We start from the raw sequence: 22,347 nt of genomic DNA on the forward strand, positions 1-22,347 counted from the left end.
CGTCGGCCATGACCGTCGCGACCCTGTCATATCTCGATGATATCGACCGCGTCCGCGAGCTCGTCGCGGGCGATCTCCGTGACGCTTCGATGGTGGGCGAAGAGGATCGGCTGGGTGTGCTCGCTGACATCGGCGAGCGTCAGGAGACCGGCCGCCGTGCGCGCGTCGTCGAATGTCTGGAAGATGTCGTCGCCGATGAAGGGGATTGGTTCGTTGCGCATGGCATAATCCTCGATAAAGGCGAGCCGCAGCGCCAGGAACAACTGGTCCCGCGTTCCGTCGCTGAGCGCGGAGATCCGCAAGCGCTCGCCATTGTCGCGCACCGCCACGAGTTCGGCCTCGTCATTGTCGCCGAACTGTTGGGACAGGGACGCGAAGGCGCCGTCCGTCAATCGCGACAGCCGCTCTCCGGCCCTTCGCATCAGCGGTGCGTCCTGGTTCCGGCGGTGCCGTTCGAGCGTTTCCGAAGCCAGATTGGCGGCGATCTTCAGGACCGCCCAACGCCGGGCGAGGGCCGTCAGCTCCGCCTCCACCGCCCGCTGCTCGAAAACGGCGCCTTCCGCGCCGCCCCCTTCGCTCAGGGCCTGGCGTTCGCGAGTCCGGTCCCGCAATTCGGCATAGGTTTCGTTGGATTGCGCGTCGAGATCCCGTTCGTCCTTGCGGATGTCCGCAATATCGAGATCGGCGCGCGAGGGCTCGAACGTGGCCAATGCTGACCGCACGTCGCTCTCCGACCAGTCGGGCGCGATATCGACGAGCCGCGCCCGGCATTGGGCAAGGCTTTGCACCATCGCGTCCCGGGCGGTGAGCCGTTCCACCAGCGCCGCCGGCTCGGCGCCGGCCGGGCATCGGTTCATCAGGCCCGCAAGTCTGGCGTCCGCCGTTGCGGCGATCTCCTGGCGCTGCTGGACGTCGCGCTGGGCACGATCGAGCGCCTCGCGACGCTCCTGCAGCTTGGCGCTTGCCCGGGAGGCGATCTCGCTGGCGTCCAGCAGTTCGTCGACGGCGCGTTCCGCCGTCAGGTCCGCAAGATGCGGCGCCACGAGGGCCACGAGCGCGCGGGTATCGGCTTCGAAGCCGTGCGCATCGCGCCTCATGCCGGCGACGCGTTCGGCCCGGTTGACCCGCTGGCTTTCGAGGGCGGGCAGCTCGCGCCAGAGCGAGATCGTCGCCTCGACCTGATCGGGTGTCGCGCCCTCGGCGAGGCCGAGCCTTGCGAAGGCGGCGTCGGCGCGGGTTCGCCAGGCCTGCCGCTCATGCGCCGCGGCGGCGCTCTGCGCTTCGAGGCGCGCGATCCGGTCCTGCGTATCCTTCTTGCTCGCGGCATGGCCCCGGCTGGTCAGCCAGGCCTCCGAGATCTCGTCGAGTCGCCGCTCGAGCGACCGGGCGAGCGGACCCGTCGCAAGCCCGGCCGCGTCTTCGACCCAAAGCGCTTCGCCGAGTTTCGAAAGCTGCGGCCGCAGCGCCTCTTCGCGGATCGCGAGTGCGGCCAGCTGATCTGCGAGATCTGCATTGGCGCGGTCTGCTTCCCGCAATTGCCGCATGGCGTGAAGCCAGACGATCATGCCGTCCGGATCGGTCGCCGCAACGCCCATCCGCTCGAACGGCGCGGCGAATTCGGCAAGGATCGTCGCCTTCTGCGCGCAATAAGCGTCGCGTTCGCGTTCGATGGACGTCACGAGGGCCGAAAGCTCTTCGTTGCGCGCGCTGAGATCGGCGTGCCGCTGCACGCGTTCGATGTCCGCGAAGGCCGAGTCGGCAAGCGTGTCGGCGCTTCGTACACGGGAGCGGAAGCGCGCAAGGAGCGCGTCGCTCGCCTCCGGCGGTTTTGCGGTTCCCGCGACGATCGAGGCGATGGGAGCGAAGGTTTCGTCCCGCTCCGACCGCGCCGCTTCGATCGCCGCGCGGCTCGGAATGTCGCCCGCCCGCTCGCTCTCGCGCAGGATCTTGTCGTTGCGCGCGATCTCGTTCGCGAGGCGCCCCCGCTCGTCGCGCGTCCGTCCGATCTGCGCCTCGCACGCAGCCAGCCGGTCCCGGTGACGGGTCACGCTCTCGATCGACGGAAGCGCGATCGCCGAGAGCCTGCCGAAATCCGTCACGGGCGGCACGAGGTCGAGAGCCTCGTCGCGGATGCGGCGCGCTTCGCTCCGATGGCGCGATTCGAGCGCGGTCCGTTGCTCGACGGCTTCGATCTCCGCCTTCAGCGCGTTCATGCGGTCCCGAAGGGGTTTGGGATCGGTCAGCCGGACGGCCGGTTCCTGGCGTTCCAGATAAGCGGCCTTGTCGCGTTCGGTCTCCAGGCCCTTCTTCAGAAGGGCCGCCTCGCGCGCCAGGGCCCTGCCTTCCTCGGCGAGTTGCCCGGCGAGCGCGAGGCTCGCATCCGTCGGCTGCGGCACGTGCGCGGCGGCCGCGGAAAGACCGAGGCGCTGCTTGCGATCCTCGATCTCGTGCTCGAAGCCACGCCGTTCGCGGTCGACACCGGGCGCATCCTCCAGCGCCTTGCGGTAATTGCCCACCCGCGCGTGAAGGGCGCTGATGGCCTTGGCATGGGCGAGTACGGTCTCGTCGAGACGAATGTCGGCGACCGCGTCCTGTGCCGCGCGGACCCGCCTGTTCGCCTCGTCCAGGAGGCTCGCCTCGTGCGATCGGCGCATGAGCGCGTCCGAGAGCTGCTCGGCGAACCCGGCGGGCAACCCGTCCAGATCGTCGAATGTCCCGAGCTTACGAAGATCGGCATCGATCGCGCTCACGACCGGTTCGAGCGTCACCAGCTTTTCGAGTTCGCCACGGCGCCGGGCAAGTTCCGCGAGCCGGTCCTTCTCGTCCTCGTGCTTTTCGGCGAGGCGCCTGATGTCGTCGTTGAGCTTTTTCCAGTCGCCGGACCGGAGTTCGCTCTCGCGCGCTCGGGAGCGTGCGTCGTCCCACCGATCCTTGAGGGCGTTAAACGTCTTCTTGCTCGCCCGCGGCGCATAGAGTTCGGCGGCCTCGTCGTCGAAACGGGTGCGCAGGTCCTTGAGGCCAGTCAGCCCGGACGAGGCCGCAAGCAGCGTGCCGCCCAGTTCCCCGTCATCGGCCAGCATCGCATCCGCCCCGGCGCGCAGCCGCTCCGAATCGAGACCGAAGGCGTTTTCGAACACCGTTTTCGTCAGGCCGCCGAGATAGGCCGCCAGCGCATCGTCGCGCAGGGGCGTCTCGGTGTCGTCGTCGGCCAGAAGCGTCGCCTTCGTTCCCTTGCGACGGCGAAAGCCGATCTGCGAGCCGTCGCTTGCCGACAGGGTCGCTGCGATGCGCAGCGTGCTTGCCTTGTGCAGGAAGTCGTGGGCCGTCTGGTGCGGAAAGCCGAACAGAAGGGCCGACAGGGCCGAAAGCGTCGTCGACTTTCCGGCCTCGTTCGGCCCGTAGACGATATGGAGCTTGGCGCCGGGGCGGAAAACGATCTGGCGGCCGTCGAATGCGCCGTAGCGCAGGAGATGAAGGCGTTCAAAGCGCATCGTTCGTCCTCAGGCCCGTGCATCGGCGTGCGAAAGAAGCAGGTCGCGCGCCTCGCTCAAGAGTTCGTCCGGGTCGCCGAGCGGCGCATTGCCGGCCGCGATGCCGCCCGGCAGCTTCGAGGCGATGGCTTCGACGATCGCATCGACATCGTGATGAACGTCGGCGTCGCAGGTGATGTCGGCAAGCATGGCCTCGAGATCGATGCTGCGATCGGCGCCCGCGCCGACGCCCCGCCCATCCGGCTCGACGACGGCGATGACGAGCTTTTCGAGCCAGGCATCGGGATGGACATGGTGGCAGGCCGCCTGGATCTCGTCGGTGAGGAATTCGCGCTCCGCGATGAGTTTCCTGCGGAAGGCGCAGGATCCGGCAAGTTCGATGCGCAGGGCGAGAAGCCGTTCGCCGGCCGCCTCCGCAAGCGGTTTCAACGCATCGGCGACGGCGCCGGCGATGGTCGCCGTTCCCTCATGACAGCCAATGTCGACGCAGAGCCGGGCCCAGCGGGCCTCGTCGAGGATCAGGCGCTCGGTGCCGGCGATCCGGCCATCCGCGACGCGGACGAGAAGCGCGCCCTTCTCGCCTTCCTCGCGGATGCTGCGGCCCTGGAGATTGCCCGGAAAGACGATATGCGGATCGTGCGAGACGATCTCGAATTCGTGGACATGGCCGAGCGCCCAGTAATCATAGCCTCGGCTCTGCAGGTCCGAGACCGTACAGGGCGCGTAGACGTCGTGCGGCGGGCGGCCGGTGAGGGAGGTGTGGAGAACGCCGATATTGAACGCGCCGGCGACCGGCGCCGGATAGGCAAGGGCAAGATTGTCCGTGGCGGCCCGCTCGGCAAACCCCTGGCCGTGCAGCGCAACGCCGACAGGATCGAGCCGGATGGTCGAAGGCTTGTTGGTCGGGAACTGGTGCACGGTGTCGGGCAGCGGCACGCTTTTCGTGACGACGCTGTCGGCATCGTGGTTTCCGCGAAGATAGATCACCGGAATGTCGGCTTTCGCCAGCCGCGCGACTTCCCGGTTGAAGAACAGGCCGATGGAATTGTCTTTCCATTCGCCGTCGTAAACGTCTCCCGCGATGACCATGAAGTCGACGTCGCGCGCGATCGCCTGATCGACGAGCTTGGTGAACGCGGTCCGCGTCGCCTGCGCGAAGCGGACCGCGATCGCGGCCTCCTTGACGGCAAGGCTCTGGAACGGGCTGCCGAGGTGGAGGTCGGCGGCATGGATGAACGTGAATGTCGACAAGAAAGGGCCTGTCACGCAATGGTTCGATTCGCCGGCCAGTCTACACGGGTTTGACGTCCGGCAGGATCAAATCCGGTTCTGGCGCGGGACGGCGCCATCCGCGCGGTCTCAGCCGCCCGGCGGCAACGCGGCTTTCGCGATCGTCGGGCCGCGCCGTAAGAGCTGGCGTTCGCGAAAGAAGATGTAGAGCCCCGATCCGATGATGACGGTGGCGCCCAGAAGCGTCGTCCACTGGGGGATCTCGTCGAAGAACATGAAGCCGAAGAGGGTCGCCCAGGGCAGCATCGTATATTGCAGCGGTGCGATCGTCGCCGCATCCGCAAGCTTGAAGGCGCGGGCGATGCACAGATGGGCGGCCATCGCCACGACGCCGAGAATGCTCAGGGAAAGGAAGCCGGCAACGGTCAGCGGCGTCCAGGCGAAAAAGGACAGGACGAGACCGGCAAGGAGCGCGGACGCGGTCTGCCAGAAGACCAGCACCGCGTCGGGCGTTCCCCGCAGCGAGCGCGTCGTCAGCATCATCAGCGCGAATGCGAAGCTGCCGAAGATGGCGATCGGGGCGCCGCCCGAAAAGGTCTCGGAGGAGGGGCGCAGGACGATGAGAACGCCGACGAAGCCGATGAGGATGGCCGTCCAGCGGCGTAGGCCCACCTTCTCGCCGAGAAAGACCGGCGCGAGGGCGGCGACGAAGATCGGGGCGGCAAGCCAGAACGACAGGGTCGCGGCCAGTGGCAGGTAGACGATCGCCGCATAGAAGGCCGTCACCTCGGCGGTCGCGAAGAAACTGCGCAGAACCTGCTGGCCCGGCCGCTCCACTTCGATCAGCGCGCGGAACCCGACCCGTTGCACCAGCGGGATCAGGATGACGAGGGCCGCGGCCGAGCGCATGAACAGGACCTGGCCGACCGAGTAGGTTTCGACGAGGAACTTGCCGAGCGCATCGTTCGCCATGAAGAGGAAGATCCCGAACGCCATCATCGCGATGCCGAGGGTTCCGCCATCCAGTGTCTTCTGCGGTTTCGCGCGGGTCGTTCTCAAGGCTTCTTCCACTAGGTAGGACGCGGACGGAGTTCTTCGGCCCGCTTTCTTCGATATCGCAGAGGCTGGCAAAAACCGTAAGGGTGAAACTGCATGACACAGATCCAGCGCCGCATGTTCGGACAGCTTTCGACGGGCGAGGACGTCGTCGCCTTCGATCTCGAACGCGATGGCATATCCGTGACGCTACTCTCGTTCGGCGCCGCGCTGCAGGCGGTGCGCGTGCCCGATCGTCACGGGCACCGCGCCGATGTCACGCTCGGCTACGACGCACTGGCCCCGTACGAGACCCGTCCCCAACATTTCGGCGTGTCCGTCGGACGGTTCGCGAACAGGATCGCCGGGGGCCGCTTTTCCCTCGACGGCAAAAGCTACACCCTCGAGACGAACGATGGCCCCAATCATCTGCATGGCGGGTCGTCCGGGTTCGGCGTCACCAACTGGCGCGTCGAAGCCTTCGGCGAGACGCCCCATCCCTTCGTGACGTTCGCGCTGACGAGCCCGGACGGCGACGCCGGCTATCCCGGCGCGCTGGAAGCCCGCGCCCATTACGCGCTGACGGGAACCGGCGAACTGACGCTCGTCTACGAGGCGACGAGCGATGCGCCGACCATCGTGAACCTCACCAACCATGTCTATTTCAATCTCGGCGGTGTGCCGCACGAGACGGACGTGCTCGGCCACAGGCTGACGATCGCCGCCGACCACTATCTGCCGGTCGACCAAACCGCGATCCCGACGGGCGAGATCCGGTCGGTCGAAGGGTCGGTCTTCGACTTCAGGCGCGGCAAGGCGATCGGGGACGGCGCGCGCGACGGTCTCGACGACCAGATTCGCCTCGTGCGCGGTTTCGATCACTGCATGGTGCTCGGCGAGGAAAATCTCGAGGCGCCGCGGTTCGCCGCGCGGCTCGAGGACGAAGACAGTGGCCGCGTCCTCGATTTCGCGACGACGGCGCCGGGGCTTCAGTTCTATTCGGGAAACTTTCTCTTCGGCGGGATCGCCGGCAAGGGTGGCCGGCTGACGCGCATGGGCGACGCGGTCTGTCTCGAGCCGCAGCTGTTTCCCGACACGCCCAATCGTCCGAGCTTTCCCTCGGCGCGGCTTGATCCGGGAGAGACCTTCCGTCAAACCTCGACCTACAGGTTTTCCGCGCGCTGACGCGTTCGGACGAAATCGCCCGCGCTCGGTGGGCGGGGCGCCCAGCCCCGGCAGCGCGCACTATCGCAAGTGGAGGAAGTACTTACATGACGAAGGTTCTGGCGGTCGGTCGGTTCGATGCAAGCAGCACAAAGGCGATCGAGGAGAAGGGATGGCTGCGCCAGCCCTCGATGAAGGAAGCGGGCGAACTGGGTGAAGCCGAACGCAGCGAGATCGTCGCCGTCGCCTATCTCGGACACCATCCGTTCGACGGCGCGACGATGGATCTCCTGCCCAATCTCGGCATCATCGCCAATTTCGGCGTCGGCTACGACGCCATCGATGTCGACGCCGCCTCGAAGCGCGGCATCAAGGTGACCAACACGCCGGACGTCCTGTCCGACGACGTCGCCGATCTCGCCGTCGCCATGCTGCTCGCGCACCTTCGCAAGGTGCCCGAGGCGGATCGGCACGTGCGCTCGGGCGCCTGGGACAGGAAGGAGCCGTTCCCCCTGCAGCGCAAGATGACCGGCCAGAAGGTCGGCATTCTCGGTCTCGGACGGATCGGACACGAAATCGCCGATCGCCTCGCCGCCTTCAAGATGGAGGTGCATTACTGGTCGCGCTCGCCCAAGCAGACGCCGGCCGCCTGGACCTACCATGAGGATGCCGCCGCGATGATGAAGGCGGTCGATTTCGCCGTCGTCGCGCTCGTCGGCGGCCCCGCGACCGAAGGCTTCGTGACACGGGAGATGATCGAGGCGCTCGGAAGCCGCGGCGTTCTCGTCAATATCTCTCGCGGTTCGACGATCGACGAGGAGGCGATGATCGCGGCGCTGCAGGATGGCCGCCTCGGCGGTGCGTGCCTCGACGTCTTCCTCAACGAGCCGCACGCCGACAAGCGCTTCTACGAGATGGACAATGTCCTCCTGCAGCCGCATCAGGCGTCCGCGACGGTGGAGACACGCGCCGACATGGGGCAGCTTCAGCGCGACAATATCGAGGCGTTTCTGGCCGGCAAGCCGCTCCTGACCCCGGTCAACTGACCGCACGCCCGGCGGGCATGTCGTCCTCCAGATAGTAGCGGATATTGTCCTCGAAGCCGGCATCGGCTTCGAGGCCGAGCGCACGCGCCTTGTCCGCCCTGAAATCCGAGCGCCAGCCCTTGAGGATAGGCTCGATCTCCGGCTGGCTCTCGAAGCGGATGAGCTTTGACGGCGCGTTCCCGGCCACCGCCGTCATCGCATCGATCATCGCGCCGATCGTAAGGCTGCGCCCCGGCATGATCATGCAGCGGTTCTGGCCGAGGTCCGCTTCGGGGATCGCCGCGCCCCTGACGAGGTTTTCCACGCATCGGCGCGGCGACAGGTAGTAGTGCGGGAAGTCCCGCCCGACCGGACAGATCGCCTCCTGTCCGTTCAGGGGCTCGCGAAAGATCGAGGACATGAAGCTCGACGCGGCGCGGTTGGGCTTTCCCGGCCGCACCGTGATGGTCGGCAGGCGGAAGCCGCGGCCGTCGATGAAACCTTTGCGCGAATAATCGTTGAGGAGAAGTTCGCCGATCGCCTTCTGCGTTCCATAGGAGGTTTGCGGGTTGAGAAAGGTCTCGCCGGTCAGGGGATCGCAGACCTCTCCGCCATAGACCGCGATCGATGAGGTAAAGACGATCCGCGGTCGCGTGCCGAGATGACGCGCGCGTTCGAGGACGTTGAGGACGCCGTAGAAATTGACGGCCATGCCCTCGTCGAACCGCTCTTCGGCATGGGCGGAGACGACGGCGGCCAACAGGTAGATCATGTCGGTTTCGGCCGTGACGACGGCCGCGAGCGAGGCCGGATCGGCGATGTTGCAGAGGGCGGTCCGCGCTCCCTCGACCGGCGCGGGTTCGACGATGTCCGCAAGCGTCAGCCCGGTGATCTCGCGCCCGTCCAACGTGCCGTCCCGCACGAGCCGCCGTGCGAGCTTCTGGCCGATGACGCCGCCACCGCCGATGATCAGAACGTTCATGTCGTCTCCCCGTTGTTTTTGCGCGGGGGCTCGATGGATATCCCCGTTTCCGCGCCCGGTCCCGGCCGAGAAAGCTGTGCCGGACGGGTCTTCTTAAGGCGTTGCCGCCGATGCTACACCGGTTCGAGGCCGGGGATCCATGTCTGCGAGGGGGTCGCCGATTCGAAACGACGTCCCATCTCGGGACGATGGGTTACGTCAAAGGGGAGGATCGATCCATGAGCGAACGACCAATCATCGGTTTCATCGGCGTCGGCTATATGGGCCACGGCATGGCCAAAAACCTGATCGGGAACGGCTATCGGCTCGTCGTGAAGGGCAATCGCAACCGGCAGCCGGTCGAGAGCCTTCTCGCCATGGGTGCGAGCGAGGCCGATACCGCGCGTGAGATGGCCGAGCGCTGCGACGTCATCCATCTCTGCCTTTCGAACTCGCCGGAGGTGGAAGCCGTCATGGAGGGCGAGGACGGGCTTCTGGCCGGCGCCCGCAAGGGGCTCGTCGTCATCGATGCGACGACGGCCGACCCCGCCTCGACGCTTCGGCTTGCCGGGGCGCTTGCCGAAAAGGGCGCCACGCTCGTCGACGCGCCGCTCGGGCGCACGCCGAAGGAGGCCGAGGCGGGCACGCTCGACTGCATGGTGGGCGGCGCGCCGGAGACGTTCGAGGCGGTCAAGCCCATCATCCAGTGCTGGGCCGGGAACATCCGCCATGTCGGGCCGGTCGGGTCCGGCCACAAGATGAAGCTCATCATGAACTTCATCTCCATGGGCTATGCCGCGCTCTATGCGGAGGCCACGGTGACCGCCGCTAAGGCCGGCATCCATCCCGAGACGGTGCGCGACGTCATCGGTTCGAGCCGGCTGTCGAACGGCTTCTTCGACACGTTCATGCGCTATGCGGTCGACCGCGACAGGGACGCCCACAAGTTCACCATCGCCAACGCCTCGAAGGATCTGCGCTATCTCAACGCAATGGCGGCGGCGTTCGATACCGTGGGCGTGATGGCCCCGGCGGCGCGCTATTATTTCGCGCAGGCCGACGCGACCGGAGCAGGCGGCGACTACGTCCCGATGATCGCCGACCATGTGGCCCGCCTCAACGGCATCGATCTCGCCGAAGAGGTGAAGAAGCCCCGCTGACGGAAAACCCTCGTCAGGCGCTTTCGACGAAGCCTTCCAGGACCCGCTTTTGGCCGGCCTTGTCGAAGTCGACGGTGAGCTTGTTGCCGTCGACGAGCGCGACCGTGCCGGGTCCGAACTTGAGGTGGAACACCCGGTCGCCGGCATCGAAGCGGCTCTGGTCGGTGGACACCGATTTGGCGACGAGTTCGCCCTCGATCTCGCGCGGACCACCGCGCCTGGCCGACGCATGGAGCCCGAGCCCCTGGCGGGCGGGCTGGTTGTGGCCACGCCCGGCGCGCGCCCCGGATGCGCCGGCATCATAGTCGATCTCGCGAGAGCGCCCGCCCGACCAGCCATCGCCGCCGCGCCCGCCCGGCTGGCCGGCGCCGCCTTCGGCAAAACCGGCCTTTGCGGCCTGGGCGCGCCGCCAGCCCGGGGTCTTGTAGGCCCCCTCGTTGAAGGCGGCCGCGCCGTCCCAGCGCGACGAGCCGTAGGCGCCGAATCCGCCCGCGCCATAGCCGCCATAGGAGGTGTTGGCTTCCATCACGTCCACATGCGCCTCGGGCAACTCGTCGAGAAAGCGCGAGGGGATCGTCGACTGCCAGAGGCCGTGGATCCGCCGGTTGGAGACGAACCAGATCTTCACGCGGCGCTTGCCGCGGGTGATGCCGACATAGGCAAGACGCCGTTCTTCCTCGAGACCCGAACGCCCGCCTTCGTCGAGCGAACGCTGGTGGGGAAACAGCCCTTCCTCCCAGCCTGGCAGAAAGACGGTCTCGAATTCGAGCCCCTTGGCCGAATGGAGCGTCATGATCGAGACCGCGTCCATCTCCGCGTTCTGTTCGGTGTCCATGACGAGCGCGACATGTTCGAGGAACGAGGGCAGGGACTCGTATTCCTCCATCGAGCGGATCAGCTCCTTCAAATTCTCGAGCCGGCCCGGCGCTTCGGCGGACCGGTCGTTCTGCCACATCTCGGTGTAGCCGCTCTCTTCGAGGATCTGTTCAGCCAGTTCCGTGTGCTTGGTGTTCGGCAGGAGCTCCGACCAGCGCAGGAAATCGGTGACGACCCGGCGCAAGGTGTTGCGCGGCTTGGGCTTCAGCTCCTCGGTCTCGACCATCTGCATGGCCGCCGCGATCAGCGGCACACCTCTGGCGCGGGCATAGTCGTGCAGCAGGCGGATGGTCGCGTCACCGAGCCCGCGCTTGGGGGTGTTGACGATCCGCTCGAAGGCGAGATCGTCGGCCGGCTGGCACACGCATCGGAAATAGGCCATCGCATCGCGAATCTCCATCCGCTCGTAGAAGCGCGGGCCGCCGATGACGCGGTAGTTGAGGCCCATGGTGACGAACCGGTCCTCGAAGGTGCGCATCTGGAACGAGGCCCGCACGAGGATCGCCATGTCGTTGAGGTCATGATCCTCGCGGCGCTGAAGATCCTCGATCGCCTCGCCGATGGCGCGGGCCTCCTCCTCCGAATCCCAGCCGGCATTGACTTCCACCTTCGGATCGTCGGGATCGGGATGATCGGTGAAGAGGGTCTTGCCGAGCCGGTCCTCATTGTGGCCGATGAGATGGGAGGCAGCCCCGAGAATATGGCCCGTCGAGCGGTAGTTGCGTTCGAGCCGGATGACGGTCGCGCCGGGAAAGTCCTTGTCGAAGCGCAGGATATTGTCCACCTCCGCCCCGCGCCAGCCATAGATCGACTGGTCGTCGTCGCCGACGCAGCAGATGTTGATCCGCGGCGGCTGTCCCTTTCGGTCCACCGCACGGCCCGCATCGTCGGACCCGGCGGGCGGGCTGCCTTCCGCTGCTTCGGCGGGCGAAGCCTCGTCGTCCCACATGCCGTCATGGGCGTCGGGATCGTCGTCGATCGCGCGCGGACCCGTATCGTCGAACGGATCGGTCTCGCCTTCGCCGCCCGTCGCGGTCTGCAAGGCCGAGCGCTGCGCGAGCAGGCGCAGCCAGAGATATTGGGCGACGTTGGTGTCCTGGTACTCGTCCACCAGAATGTAGCGGAAGCGGCGGTGATAGTCGGCCAGGACGTCGGGATGGGCGCGGAAGATCGCGATCGGGTGCATCAGGAGATCGCCGAAATCGCACGCATTGAGGCTCTTCAGCCGGTCCTGGTAGGCCTTGTAGAGTTCGCGGCCCTTGCCGTTGCCGAACGCACGGGCGTCGCCTTCGGGAATGTTGGCGGGCTCCAGGCCCTTGTTCTTCCATGCGTCCAGCATGTTGGCGAAGGTGCGGGCCGGCCAGCGCTTGTCGTCGAGATTTTCCGCCTGGATCAGCTGCTTGATCAGGCGGATCTGGTCGTCGGTGTCGAGGATCGTGAAGTTCGACTTCAGCCCGACGAGTTCGGCATGCCGGCGCAGGATCTTCACGCCGATGGAGTGGAACGTGCCGAGCCACGGCATGCCTTCCACCTGGCCGCCCAGAAGCAGGCCGATCCGCGTCTTCATCTCGCGCGCGGCCTTGTTGGTGAACGTCACCGCCAGGATCTGGCTCGGCCATGCGCGTCCGGTGGACACGATGTGCGCGATGCGGGTGGTCAGAACCCGGGTCTTTCCGGTGCCGGCCCCGGCCAGAACGAGAACCGGCCCTTCCGTCGTTTCGACGGCGGCGCGCTGTTCGGGGTTGAGGCCGGCCAGATAGTCCGGGCTCTGGCTGCCGCGCGCGGCCATGGCCCGGGCGGCGATGCTGCCGGGTTTGGGTGCGCTTCGGGGCGTCGATTCGTCGAAATCCGTCATGGGCCTTAACTAATCCCATGCGCCTGAGAACACTAGAGTTCGAAACTGTCGCGCATTGCGATGGGCTTACATCGCGCGACGGTGATCGCCTTTTGCCCCCCGGCCGACCCGGCGACCTTCGCCGACCCGGGCACGGGTGGCGCGGCCTAGCCGATATTTGCCGGCACCGCGGCAAAACCGGTTTCCCCTTTGATGTGTCATGATCTAGTAACGAACCGCTTGGGCGTGAAGCGAGGGATCGGTCGGTGCAGAAGACGGTTGAGACGAGGAACACGGCATCGGGCGATCCGGCGCGGCTTCTGGAGCTTCGCGCCAAGATCGACGCGATCGACGAATCGGTTCATCGACTTTTGATGCAGCGCGCGAGCGTGATCGATGCGCTGATCGAGGTGAAGGGCACGGTGCGCGACGGCGCGGCGTTCAGGCCGGGCCGCGAGGCGTCCATGATGCGGGAGATCGCGGCGCGCCACCAGGGTCATCTTCCAATCGCGACCATCGAACATTTCTGGCGCGAGATCATCTCCACCTTCACCCACCTCCAGGCGCCCTACGAGGTCGTCACCTGCCCGTTCGAGGGCGATCTGGTCGCCTCCGTCGAGACGGCGCGATTCTATTTCGGATTTACCGTGCCGGTGACTCTCGCGGACGCCACGCAGGACGTGGTGGCGCGGATCGAGGAGGGCGGGGACCGGCTTGGCGTCCTGCCGCTCGACGGGCTCCATCCATGGTGGCAGGGCCTGCGAAACGCCGCGATCGTCTGCGCCCTGCCGTTCATCGACACCGAGGATCATCCGATCGCGAAACGTGCCGTGGTGATCGCGCCCCCGCTCGCCGATCCGGTGACGCCCGAGATCGGTTGCTGGCGCGTCGACGGTCTCAAGGCGATGGCGGGCGGCGGCGAGGACATGACGATCCTTGCCCAGGCCCCCTACGGCACCGGACTGTTCAGTGCGCTGATCGCGACGCGGCACGAGGAAAGGGCGATCCGGACCGCGCTTGGCGAAGGCATCGATCTGGCACAGATCGGCGGGTTTGCGCCGCCGCTCCACTGGCCCTATTCAGGGTAAGATTTCGACCCCGACCTTTCTCCATTCGAAAAGCCGACCCCCATGCGACCCGAACCCAATTCCGGCATTCTCGACATCGAGCCTTATGTTCCGGGCAAGAGCAAGGCGCCCGAAGGCGTGACGCTGCACAAGCTCTCCTCCAACGAGACCCCGCTGGGCGCGTCTCCCAAGGCGATCGAGGCGGCGCACGCGGCTTTGCGCGCGCTCGAGGTCTATCCCGACGGTCAGGCGAGCGCGCTGAGGGCGGCGATCGCCGAGGTGCACGGGCTTCGCCCCCAGAACATTCTGTGCGGCAACGGTTCCGACGAGCTTCTCGGGCTTCTGTGCCAGTGCTTTCTCGCGCCCGGCGACGAGGCGATCCACTCCGAGCACGGGTTCCTCGTTTACAACATCCAGATCCGGGCGCGCGGCGCGGTGCCGATCGTCGCGCCGGAGGTCGATGCCACGGCCGACGTCGACGCGATCCTCGAACGGGTCGGCGAGAAGACGAAGCTCGTCTTCCTCGCCAATCCCAACAATCCGACCGGCACCTATCTACCGTTCGACGAGGTGAGACGGCTGCATGCCGGTCTTCCGAAATCGACGATCCTCGTTCTCGACGCGGCCTATGCCGAATATGTCCGGCGCAACGATTATGCCTCGGGGATCGAACTCGTGTCCGAGGCGGAGAACGTCGTCATGACGCGAACCTTCTCCAAGATCTACGGTCTTGCGGCCCTGCGGATCGGCTGGATGTACGCACCGGAGGCGATCGTCTCGGTGCTCGACCGGGTGCGCGGTCCGTTCAATCTCAACGCCGCCGCGATCGCGGCGGGCGCCGCGGCCATCATGGATCGGGCCTTTGTCGAAAAGGCGGCCGACCACAATGCGCACTGGCTGGACTGGACGACCCGCGAGCTGGAAGCGCTCGGGCTGCGGGTGACGCCCAGCGTGGGAAATTTCATCCTCGTGCACTTTCCGGACGGGGACGGCCGCACCGCAGCCGATGCCGATGCCTATCTCACGGCCAGAGGCTACATTCTGCGCCGCGTGACCGGCTATGGCTTTCCCAATGCGCTCAGAATGTCGATCGGCACGGAAGAGGCCAATCGCGGCGTCGTCGATCATCTCGCGGCGTTTCTGGGAGCGTAGCCATGAGCGACGACTTTTCTCCGTTCGGCCGGCTGGCGCTGATCGGCATCGGCCTGATCGGTTCGTCGATCGCGATCAATGCGAAGGCGCGCGGGCTCGCCAGGCATATCGCGATCTCGACGCGCAGTGCGCAGACCCTTGCGCGGGCCGAGGAACTCGGCCTGGGCGACAGCTATCACCGCGATGCGGCAGAGGCGGTGAGGGATGCCGATCTCGTCATCCTGTGCGTTCCCGTCGGATCCGTCGGCGCGGTGACCCAGCATATCGCAAACGATCTGAAGCCGGGTTCGATCCTGTCCGACGTCGGATCGGTCAAGGGCTCGATCGTCGCGCAGATGTCGCCCCATGTGCCCGAGGGCGTGCATCTGGTGCCGGCCCACCCGATCGCCGGCACCGAGCAGTCCGGACCGGATGCGGGCTTTCTCGAACTTTTCGAGAAACGCTGGTGCATTCTGACGCCGATCGAGGGCTCGAACATGGCGGCCGTCGCGCGGCTCAAGGCGTTCTGGGAAGCCTGCGGTTCGGACGTGGAGGAGATGGCGGCCGACCATCACGATCTGGTTCTGGCGATCACCAGTCACCTGCCGCATCTCATCGCCTACAACATCGTGGGCACGGCCTACGATCTGGAGGAGGTCACCCAGTCCGAGGTGGTGAAATATTCCGCGTCCGGCTTTCGCGATTTCACCCGTCTGGCATCGTCCGATCCCACCATGTGGCGCGATGTGTTCCTCAACAATCGCGAGGCGACGCTCGAAATGCTCGCCCGTTTTTCGGAGGATCTGTCGACCCTTCAGCGGGCCATTCGCGACGGCCGGGGCGAGCAGCTCTTCGAGACCTTCACCAAGACCCGCGCCATCCGCCGCCAGATCATCGAGGCGGGCCAGGAAACCGCGAAGCCGAATTTCGGTCGCAACAAGCCGCCGAAGAAGTGGGAGGGCTGAAGGCCCTCATCGCAGTCCTCCGGCGATCTTCGCCGCCGCCGGTTCGCGCCTCAGCATCGCCATTGCGGCGATGCCGATCGCCGGGCCCGGAAGCAGGATGAGGAAGGTCCACTGCCACGAACCGAGCCATAGCGCGACCTGCGGCGTGACCCAGATCGCAAGCACCGTCAGCGCGAACCCGAGGCCCATCTGCAGGGTGAGGGCGGTCCCGACATAGCGCGGATCGGAGATTTCGGTGACGCAGGCCGAGAACTGCGCCGAGTCGCCGACGACCGCCATTCCCCACACGAGAGCGACGAGACCGAACATGATCGTCGGGCCCTCGAAGGTGACGCCGATCAGGGCGGCGCAGAGCCCGGACACCGCCAGCATGCCGATCGTCGTCGTGCAGCGCCCGATCCGGTCGGACAGGACGCCGCCGACGAGGCAGCCGACCGCGCCGATGCCGATGACCGCGAAGGTGAGGTAGGAGGCGGGAAGCGGCGAGGCGATCCCTTGGGTGGACAGCGCTTCGCCGGCATAGACGAGAAACCAGCCCCAGAGCGCGTAAAGCTCCCACATATGTCCGAAATAGCCGAGATTCGCGAGCATCAGCGGGCGGTTGGCAAACACCTTTCCGATCTGCCGGGGTGAAAAGACCGCCCTGGAAAACGGATAGGGGCCGTCGCGGGCCACGCGCCAGAACAGCACTCCGCCGAGAAAGGTGAGGCTGGACGAGGCCAGAATCACGGCCCGCCAGTCGAGCCCATCGGTGACGGCACGCAGAAGATGAGGGGCGGCGGAACCAAGCGTCAAAGCGCCGATCACCGCGCCGAGGGCGAGCCCGCGGCCGGCCCGGAACCAGGTGGAGATGAATTTCATCGCCGGCGGATAGACCGAGGCGAGCGCCATTCCCGTCACGATCCGGGCCGCGATGAGGACGCCAGCATCGGGCGCGGCCAGAAGCGCGGCGTTCGCAAGAGCCGCAACGCAGGCGCCGATCCCGATGAGGCGCCCGACCGGCACGATGTCCGGCAGGTTGACGAAGCTCGCGGCGACGGCGCCGATCACGAAACCGATCTGGACCCCGTTCGTCAGCCATGCCGCCTGCGAGGGGGACAGATCGTAGACCCGGGTGAGTTCGGGAATGACAGCGGTGGCTGAAAACCAGACCGTGAGCGCGAGGACGATGGCGATCGAGACGAGCCCCAGCATGCGCCAGCGGCCCGGATCCGGCGCATCGCGCGCCGACGCCGTGGGCTTCCGTCCCGAGGCCGCGCCTTGCGTCGGTCGCGCGCTCACGCCACTTGCCCGCTGTTCGAAGCCTGCATCCTCCCCGGAGCGCCCCGCAGGGCCTCGGCAACGGTCGGCGCCTCCCGCATTGTCATTCTCCCGATCGCTCCACGGCTCCCACGAAACCAGATAGGGCGGTCCTCGAGCAGAAAAGTCCCTGTGGAAAAGTTCGTCTGACCGCGCCGGACGGCGTGCGGCGGGTCGAATCGGACAAAGAAAAACCCGTCCGGCGGGCGCCGGGCGGGTTTTGATGGTCGGTCGAAAGCTTCGGCTTTCGATCAGGCGGCGACTTCTTCCTCGATCTCGCGAAGCACGTAGCCGCGGCCCCAGACGGTTTCGATGTAGTTCTTTCCGCCGGTGGCATTGGCGAGCTTCTTGCGGAGCTTGCAGATGAAGACGTCGATGATCTTCAGCTCCGGCTCGTCCATGCCGCCGTAGAGATGGTTCAGGAACATCTCCTTGGTGAGGGTCGTGCCCTTGCGCAGCGAGAGCAGCTCCAGCATCGCATATTCCTTGCCGGTCAGGTGAACGCGCTGGCCGCCCACTTCGACCGTCTTGGCATCGAGATTGACCGTCAGGTCGCCTGTGTTGATGACCGACTGGGCGTGACCCTTGGAGCGGCGGACGATCGCATGGATGCGGGCGATCAACTCATCCTTGTGGAACGGCTTTGTCATGTAGTCGTCGGCGCCGAAACCGAGACCGCGCACCTTGTCCTCGATTCCCGCCATGCCGGACAGGATGAGGATGGGCGTCTTCACCTTGGAGAGACGGAGGGTGCGCAGAACTTCATAACCGGACATGTCGGGAAGGTTGAGATCGAGTAGAATCAGATCGTAGTCGTAGAGCTTCCCCAGATCGACGCCTTCTTCGCCCAGGTCCGTCGTGTAAACGTTGAAGCTTTCGGATTTCAGCATCAGTTCGATGCTCTGCGCAACCGCACTGTCGTCTTCAATCAAAAGAACGCGCATCAGAAATTCCTCTCAGCCGGCCGAGCCAAAATCCCTTCGATTCGGCAAAGCTCTGTTCTGTCTTAGTTCGGCCACCATGTTGGCACGAGATGGTTAACAAATGCTATCGGCCCATCATGGACCAAGCCGCAGGCATGTGCGGACGATCAGAAAGAGTGATGTTTCTTCACTCCGGTCCGAAACGATCGTCTTCGAGCGACAATCCCTGACGTCTCGGTTTACTCGCCCTTAAAACCTCGTCCCTATGATTAACCCTGCGCGTAAACAGATGGTTAAGGCGTAGCAATCGAGCCTTGTCCGAACCAGTGGCGTATGGGTCCGGACTCTCACCCCGGGAGCACCGAAGATCTTGAGGAAAGACTGATGAGAAAAGACAATCTGACACGGCTTGCACGGTTCAAACTGAACGAGAAGCGCCGACAGGTCGAGCAGCTCGAACTGATGATGGCCGAGTTCGACCGCATGTGCGCCGATCTGGAAGCACAGGTCATTTCCGAAGAAAAGAAAAGCGGTATCACCGACCAGACTCATTTCGCCTATCCGATGTTCGCGAAGGCCGCCCGCCAGCGCCGCGAAAATCTGGGCAACTCCGTCAACGATTTGCGCGTCCAGATCAATGCCGCGAAGATTGCTCTCGAAGAGGCGGAAGCCGAATTCGAGCATGCCGAAAAGCTGCAGCAGCGCGAGACGATGCGCGAAGAAGCCGAGATCCCGAAACAGGCCGCCAGCTAGGTTCCGATGCGACCGGCTCTCTCATCGGCTTGAGAGAGCCGCCTGCGTGATTCGGGTCCGCGTCCCGGCAACACGCGGTCACGTCCATAGGTTGAGGCCGGCATGCCACGCGCAGCCGTCGCCGTCTCCCGCGCCGTTTGCTTCGAGGAGACATGCGCCGTTTCGTCGGCGTGGCGGGTCTGGCGCCTTCGTCCCCGATCAGGTCGTGCGGGGACGGGACAGGCCTACAGCGACAAGCGACATCGGAAAACGCGGGTTGCGGCCGACCGGCAAATGTCGAGCCTTGCGCGTCCGACATTCATTTCACGAAGCAAATCAGCGCTTTCGATTGCACCTGGAAAGCCGCCCAACCATCCGTCCCGTGGGGGCGTCCGGCGGGAGCGTGCCGTTTTATTTCCGTGCGGTGCGCAACGACCTGCCTTGGACGCGGCAGGCGGCAGGTCGCGCGACCCGGCGCGTCGGGGAAGCGTCCGGCGGCCGATCGTCGTTCGAACACGCCGAAACAGGGGCCCACCGTCGAAGACCACGCAGGCCCACGGCCATGTAAGGCGTGCAACATTTCGCCCTGCGATTGTATTGGTCCCCCACGGCGAAACAGTGGGTTCGATGTTCCGTTACCGTCCCGCGCGAAATCGGGCCGGTGGAATGGGAACAGGCGCACAGCAAAATACAAAGTTCAGCTTAAGATCTTCGGCGACACTGCGCCATTTCGTCATTTCAAGGCGCGACCAAGGGCTCAGACCGGGCAAAGCCGCAGTCTGGATGCGATCGGGAAGAATTCTCCATGTCTTACAAGGCTTCCGTGCCCCCATCGCTGCTTCAGTCGCCTTGGTTCAGCCGCACTTGATCGGTCTGCATGCTTGGGCGGAAGGCGTGCACGTTCCGTGATTTATTAAAAAGTGACGAAGCAAACCTATGGAAAAACGCTATCGGGGCTTGACAGAAAGTAATGGAATAACAATACCATTGGGAACAGCCGATTACACCGGACATTTGGCGCGGCCTTTCTCAGTTGAGATCTGCGAACCACGGACCGGACAACAATGTCCCGTGAATTGGGGCCGATTGAAGAGATAAGGACGCCCGACATGGATCAGATCGAGCCATTGGTAGACAACAACGAAATGCTGATGGAGCTGACTGCTGAAGTTGTCGCCGCTTACGTCAGTAATAATTCCTTGCCGGTTTCGGAGCTTCCGGCGCTGATCTCCGATGTCTACGGCGCGCTCGGCCGCACGAGCGCGCCTGCGCAGGAGCCGCAGGCCGAGAAGCCGAAGCCCGCAGTGCCGGTGAAGAAGTCCGTGACGGACGATTACATCATCTGTCTCGAAGACGGGAAGAAGTTCAAATCGCTGAAGCGTCACCTGATGACGCATTACAGCCTCTCGCCCGAAGAATATCGCGAGAAGTGGGATCTGCCGACCGATTATCCGATGGTCGCTCCCAATTATGCGGCCGCCCGTTCGCGCCTCGCCAAGCAGATGGGCCTCGGCCACAAGCGCCGTCGCGGGCGGTAGGAAGACGTCCGATTTCGAACCGGGCTTTTCGGGCCCGGTTCCCCATCGCCATTCAAGGCGCGGCTCCATCGGCCGCGCTTTTTTCGTGTGCGCGTGAGGTCTGGCCGACGGATGTCGCGCGCTTTGCGATAGGCACGCCTCCTGTTCCGTGCTTGTCTGCGGAAAATGCACGATATCGCAGGAAAGGCGCGACGATGGGAACCCATTCAACCGACCATTCACACACCGACTGGAAACGGAACGGCGTCAAGGTCATCCGGGGCGACGCGCTCGACGACAACACGCCCCAGACGCCGGGAATGTACCGCCAGGCCGCGATCGACAAGGCGCGCGTCGGCGCTCAGAAGATCTGGGCCGGAACCGTCTCCATCGCGCCGGACGCCAAGACCGGCGTCCATCATCATGGCGAACTCGAGAGCGTCATCTACGTGCTGAGCGGCAGAGCGCGGATGCGCTGGGGCGAGCATCTCGAATATGTCGCCGAGGCCGGTCCCGGCGACTTCATCTTCGTCCCGCCTTTCGTGCCCCATCAGGAAATCAACGCGGAACCGAACGAAACGCTCGAATGCATCCTCATGCGGTCCGGCAACGACGCGGTCGTGGTGAACATCGAGGGCGTCGAACCGGTGGAAAAGCCGGAAGAGGTCTACTGGATCGATCCGATCCACGCCCATCCGGACACGGCCTGAGACGCGGGCGGCCCTGCTCGCAGCCCGCCCGGATCAGCGCGAGAACAGGCGCCGGCTTCCGACCAGGATGAGATAGAGGCCGAAGAACAGGGCGAGCGCCCAGGCAAAGCCGTCGGGGCCGAAAATGTCCATGCTGGACCCGATGACCTGCGGACCGACCAGCATTCCGGCGGAATAGCAGAAGATGAACGCGGCATTGGCTGCCGCAAGATCGGAGCCGGAAAGCTTGGAGCCCAGATGGGCGAGCCCGACCGTGTAGAGGCCCGCCACGACGCCGCCCCACAGGAACAGGACAGCCGCCATCATCGTCCAGTCGGTCGACAGCGAGGGCAGGAACAAGGATCCGGTCAAGCCGACCACGGCGAAGACCAGCAGCAGCGAGCGTCGATCCTTGACCCGGTCGGACATCAGTCCGATCGGAATCTGCATCAGCACGTTTCCAAGGCCGATGGCGGTGAGAAGCTGAGCCGCCTCGGCTTCGGTGAAGCCGATGCGATTGCCGAAGACCGGGAACAACGCGAAGCCGCCGGCCTCGACGGCACCGAACACGAGAACGGCGCCCGTGGCCGTCGGGATCAGCCAGATATAGCGCCAGAACGAGCGATCGTTGCCGCGCCTGTCGAGCGCAGGTTGCCGGTTCCAGGCCAGAATCAGCGGAATTGCGGCAAAGGCGATGACGCTCGCGCCGATGCCGAACGGCAGGAATCCCTCCGATCCGACGATCGAGAAGATGTAGGGGCCGGCGGCAAAGCCGAGCGAAAGGACGGTTGCGTAGATGCCGAGCACGAAGCCGCGCGATCGCGGCGGGGCGGCCGCGCTGATCCAGAACTCCGACAGGATGAACAGGGCGGTGATCGAGAAATGAAAGACGAGGCGGAGCGGAAACCAGGTCCAGAACGCTTCGAAGACGTAGAAGCCGACCGCCGACAGGGCGCTGGCGAAAATCGCCACCAGCATGGTGAGGCGCACGGAGAAGCGCCGGGCGATCGGGGTGATGAGAGGGGCGGCGATGATCGAGGCAAAGCCGGCGACGGCCGTGTTCAGGCCGATGAGGCTGGCCGAGATGCCCCGTCGTTCGAGAATCACGCTGAGCAGCGGCAGCCCGAGGCCGAGGGCGATGCCGACCGCGCTGATCGATGCGATGGCCGCGGATGCGGACAGCCAGTCGATCCGCTCCAGACGGGCTTCCGCCTCGTCGATGATCGTTTCCGATTTCGGCTTTGCCAT

The 22,347-nt window shown here is 65.4% G+C and carries 17 protein-coding genes; 9 read left to right on the forward strand and 8 right to left on the reverse strand.

Annotated features, from left to right (window positions below; all coding sequences use genetic code 11):
- Window positions 1-26 precede the first annotated feature (26 nt).
- The 3 genes from U0C82_RS11400 to U0C82_RS11410 all read right to left on the reverse strand — a co-directional run bounded on the left by U0C82_RS11400 (window position 27) and on the right by U0C82_RS11410 (window position 5,720).
- Window positions 27-3,491 carry an AAA family ATPase gene (locus tag U0C82_RS11400; RefSeq protein ID WP_322187235.1) on the reverse strand — a complete coding sequence of 1,155 codons (3,465 nt, stop codon included), beginning with the start codon at window positions 3,489-3,491 and terminating at the stop codon, window positions 27-29.
- A gap of 9 nt (window positions 3,492-3,500) precedes the next feature.
- Window positions 3,501-4,742 (reverse strand): metallophosphoesterase family protein, encoded by a 1,242-nt coding sequence (locus tag U0C82_RS11405; protein WP_322187236.1) that lies wholly within the window; start codon window positions 4,740-4,742, stop codon window positions 3,501-3,503.
- Between the two features lie 108 nt (window positions 4,743-4,850).
- Window positions 4,851-5,720, reverse strand: a complete 870-nt coding sequence (locus U0C82_RS11410) for a DMT family transporter (RefSeq protein ID WP_322187434.1) — start codon at window positions 5,718-5,720, stop codon at window positions 4,851-4,853.
- 153 nt (window positions 5,721-5,873) lie between these two features.
- On the opposite strand from U0C82_RS11410, the gene U0C82_RS11415 reads away from it, so the two are divergent.
- Entirely contained in the window at window positions 5,874-6,941 is a 1,068-nt protein-coding gene (locus U0C82_RS11415) for an aldose epimerase family protein (protein WP_322187237.1), read from the forward strand.
- 86 nt (window positions 6,942-7,027) lie between these two features.
- Window positions 7,028-7,966: a 2-hydroxyacid dehydrogenase gene (locus tag U0C82_RS11420; RefSeq protein WP_322187238.1), complete on the forward strand. Its 939-nt coding sequence runs from the start codon at window positions 7,028-7,030 to the stop codon at window positions 7,964-7,966.
- On the opposite strand, the gene denD is transcribed toward U0C82_RS11420, so the two are convergent.
- Window positions 7,959-8,927, reverse strand: a complete 969-nt coding sequence (gene denD, locus U0C82_RS11425) for a D-erythronate dehydrogenase (protein ID WP_322187239.1) — start codon at window positions 8,925-8,927, stop codon at window positions 7,959-7,961. The genes U0C82_RS11420 and denD overlap by 8 nt on opposite strands.
- A gap of 218 nt (window positions 8,928-9,145) precedes the next feature.
- Between denD and U0C82_RS11430 the strand changes: the two genes are divergently transcribed.
- Entirely contained in the window at window positions 9,146-10,066 is a 921-nt protein-coding gene (locus tag U0C82_RS11430; RefSeq protein ID WP_322187241.1) for an NAD(P)-dependent oxidoreductase, read from the forward strand.
- Window positions 10,067-10,079: 13 nt separating this feature from the next.
- Here the strand turns inward: U0C82_RS11430 and U0C82_RS11435 are convergent, their stop codons facing one another.
- Complete coding sequence (locus U0C82_RS11435; RefSeq protein WP_322187243.1) at window positions 10,080-12,797, reverse strand: ATP-dependent helicase; 2,718 nt, start codon at window positions 12,795-12,797, stop codon at window positions 10,080-10,082.
- A 245-nt stretch (window positions 12,798-13,042) separates the two neighbouring features.
- Between U0C82_RS11435 and U0C82_RS11440 the strand changes: the two genes are divergently transcribed.
- From U0C82_RS11440 to U0C82_RS11450, 3 genes are read left to right on the forward strand one after another with little or no spacing between them, the layout of a single operon-like run.
- Complete coding sequence (locus U0C82_RS11440) at window positions 13,043-13,864, forward strand: chorismate mutase (protein WP_322187244.1); 822 nt, start codon at window positions 13,043-13,045, stop codon at window positions 13,862-13,864.
- Window positions 13,865-13,906: 42 nt separating this feature from the next.
- On the forward strand, window positions 13,907-14,995 hold the full coding sequence (gene hisC / locus U0C82_RS11445) for a histidinol-phosphate transaminase (RefSeq protein WP_322187245.1): 1,089 nt from the start codon (window positions 13,907-13,909) through the stop codon (window positions 14,993-14,995).
- Window positions 14,996-14,997: 2 nt separating this feature from the next.
- Window positions 14,998-15,939 carry a prephenate/arogenate dehydrogenase family protein gene (locus U0C82_RS11450; RefSeq protein WP_322187246.1) on the forward strand — a complete coding sequence of 314 codons (942 nt, stop codon included), beginning with the start codon at window positions 14,998-15,000 and terminating at the stop codon, window positions 15,937-15,939.
- 6 nt (window positions 15,940-15,945) lie between these two features.
- Here U0C82_RS11450 and U0C82_RS11455 read toward each other — a convergent pair whose 3' ends face one another.
- The gene (locus tag U0C82_RS11455) at window positions 15,946-17,220 is read right to left on the reverse strand and encodes an MFS transporter (RefSeq protein ID WP_322187247.1); all 1,275 of its coding nucleotides are present in this window, start codon (window positions 17,218-17,220) and stop codon (window positions 15,946-15,948) included.
- 269 nt (window positions 17,221-17,489) lie between these two features.
- Window positions 17,490-18,182, reverse strand: a complete 693-nt coding sequence (ctrA, locus tag U0C82_RS11460; protein ID WP_322187248.1) for a response regulator transcription factor CtrA — start codon at window positions 18,180-18,182, stop codon at window positions 17,490-17,492.
- A 363-nt stretch (window positions 18,183-18,545) separates the two neighbouring features.
- Between ctrA and U0C82_RS11465 the strand changes: the two genes are divergently transcribed.
- The 3 genes from U0C82_RS11465 to U0C82_RS11475 all read left to right on the forward strand — a co-directional run bounded on the left by U0C82_RS11465 (window position 18,546) and on the right by U0C82_RS11475 (window position 21,120).
- Window positions 18,546-18,914, forward strand: coding sequence for a flagellar export protein FliJ (locus U0C82_RS11465; RefSeq protein WP_416186666.1), 369 nt, complete (start codon window positions 18,546-18,548; stop codon window positions 18,912-18,914).
- 1,088 nt (window positions 18,915-20,002) lie between these two features.
- Window positions 20,003-20,431, forward strand: a complete 429-nt coding sequence (locus tag U0C82_RS11470; RefSeq protein WP_322187249.1) for a Ros/MucR family transcriptional regulator — start codon at window positions 20,003-20,005, stop codon at window positions 20,429-20,431.
- A gap of 194 nt (window positions 20,432-20,625) precedes the next feature.
- Window positions 20,626-21,120 carry a cupin domain-containing protein gene (locus U0C82_RS11475; RefSeq protein WP_322187250.1) on the forward strand — a complete coding sequence of 165 codons (495 nt, stop codon included), beginning with the start codon at window positions 20,626-20,628 and terminating at the stop codon, window positions 21,118-21,120.
- Between the two features lie 33 nt (window positions 21,121-21,153).
- On the opposite strand, the gene U0C82_RS11480 is transcribed toward U0C82_RS11475, so the two are convergent.
- Entirely contained in the window at window positions 21,154-22,347 is a 1,194-nt protein-coding gene (locus tag U0C82_RS11480; protein ID WP_322187251.1) for an MFS transporter, read from the reverse strand.

Source organism: Fulvimarina uroteuthidis (assembly GCF_034321785.1).
GTDB classification, from domain to species: Bacteria; Pseudomonadota; Alphaproteobacteria; order Rhizobiales; family Rhizobiaceae; genus Fulvimarina; species Fulvimarina uroteuthidis.

Bases quoted from the DNA above. Each gene is read 5' to 3' on its own strand.
- U0C82_RS11400 (WP_322187235.1), bottom strand. From the start codon at position 3,491: ATGCGCTTTGAACGCCTTCATCTCCTGCGCTACGGCGCATTCGACGGC.
- U0C82_RS11410 (WP_322187434.1), bottom strand. From the start codon at position 5,720: ATGATGGCGTTCGGGATCTTCCTCTTCATGGCGAACGATGCGCTCGGC.
- U0C82_RS11415 (WP_322187237.1), top strand. From the start codon at position 5,874: ATGACACAGATCCAGCGCCGCATGTTCGGACAGCTTTCGACGGGCGAG.
- U0C82_RS11420 (WP_322187238.1), top strand. From the start codon at position 7,028: ATGACGAAGGTTCTGGCGGTCGGTCGGTTCGATGCAAGCAGCACAAAG.
- denD (WP_322187239.1), bottom strand. From the start codon at position 8,927: ATGAACGTTCTGATCATCGGCGGTGGCGGCGTCATCGGCCAGAAGCTC.
- U0C82_RS11430 (WP_322187241.1), top strand. From the start codon at position 9,146: ATGAGCGAACGACCAATCATCGGTTTCATCGGCGTCGGCTATATGGGC.
- U0C82_RS11435 (WP_322187243.1), bottom strand. From the start codon at position 12,797: ATGACGGATTTCGACGAATCGACGCCCCGAAGCGCACCCAAACCCGGC.
- hisC (WP_322187245.1), top strand. From the start codon at position 13,907: ATGCGACCCGAACCCAATTCCGGCATTCTCGACATCGAGCCTTATGTT.
- U0C82_RS11450 (WP_322187246.1), top strand. From the start codon at position 14,998: ATGAGCGACGACTTTTCTCCGTTCGGCCGGCTGGCGCTGATCGGCATC.
- ctrA (WP_322187248.1), bottom strand. From the start codon at position 18,182: ATGCGCGTTCTTTTGATTGAAGACGACAGTGCGGTTGCGCAGAGCATC.
- U0C82_RS11465 (WP_416186666.1), top strand. From the start codon at position 18,546: ATGAGAAAAGACAATCTGACACGGCTTGCACGGTTCAAACTGAACGAG.
- U0C82_RS11470 (WP_322187249.1), top strand. From the start codon at position 20,003: ATGGATCAGATCGAGCCATTGGTAGACAACAACGAAATGCTGATGGAG.
- U0C82_RS11475 (WP_322187250.1), top strand. From the start codon at position 20,626: ATGGGAACCCATTCAACCGACCATTCACACACCGACTGGAAACGGAAC.
- U0C82_RS11480 (WP_322187251.1), bottom strand. From the start codon at position 22,347: ATGGCAAAGCCGAAATCGGAAACGATCATCGACGAGGCGGAAGCCCGT.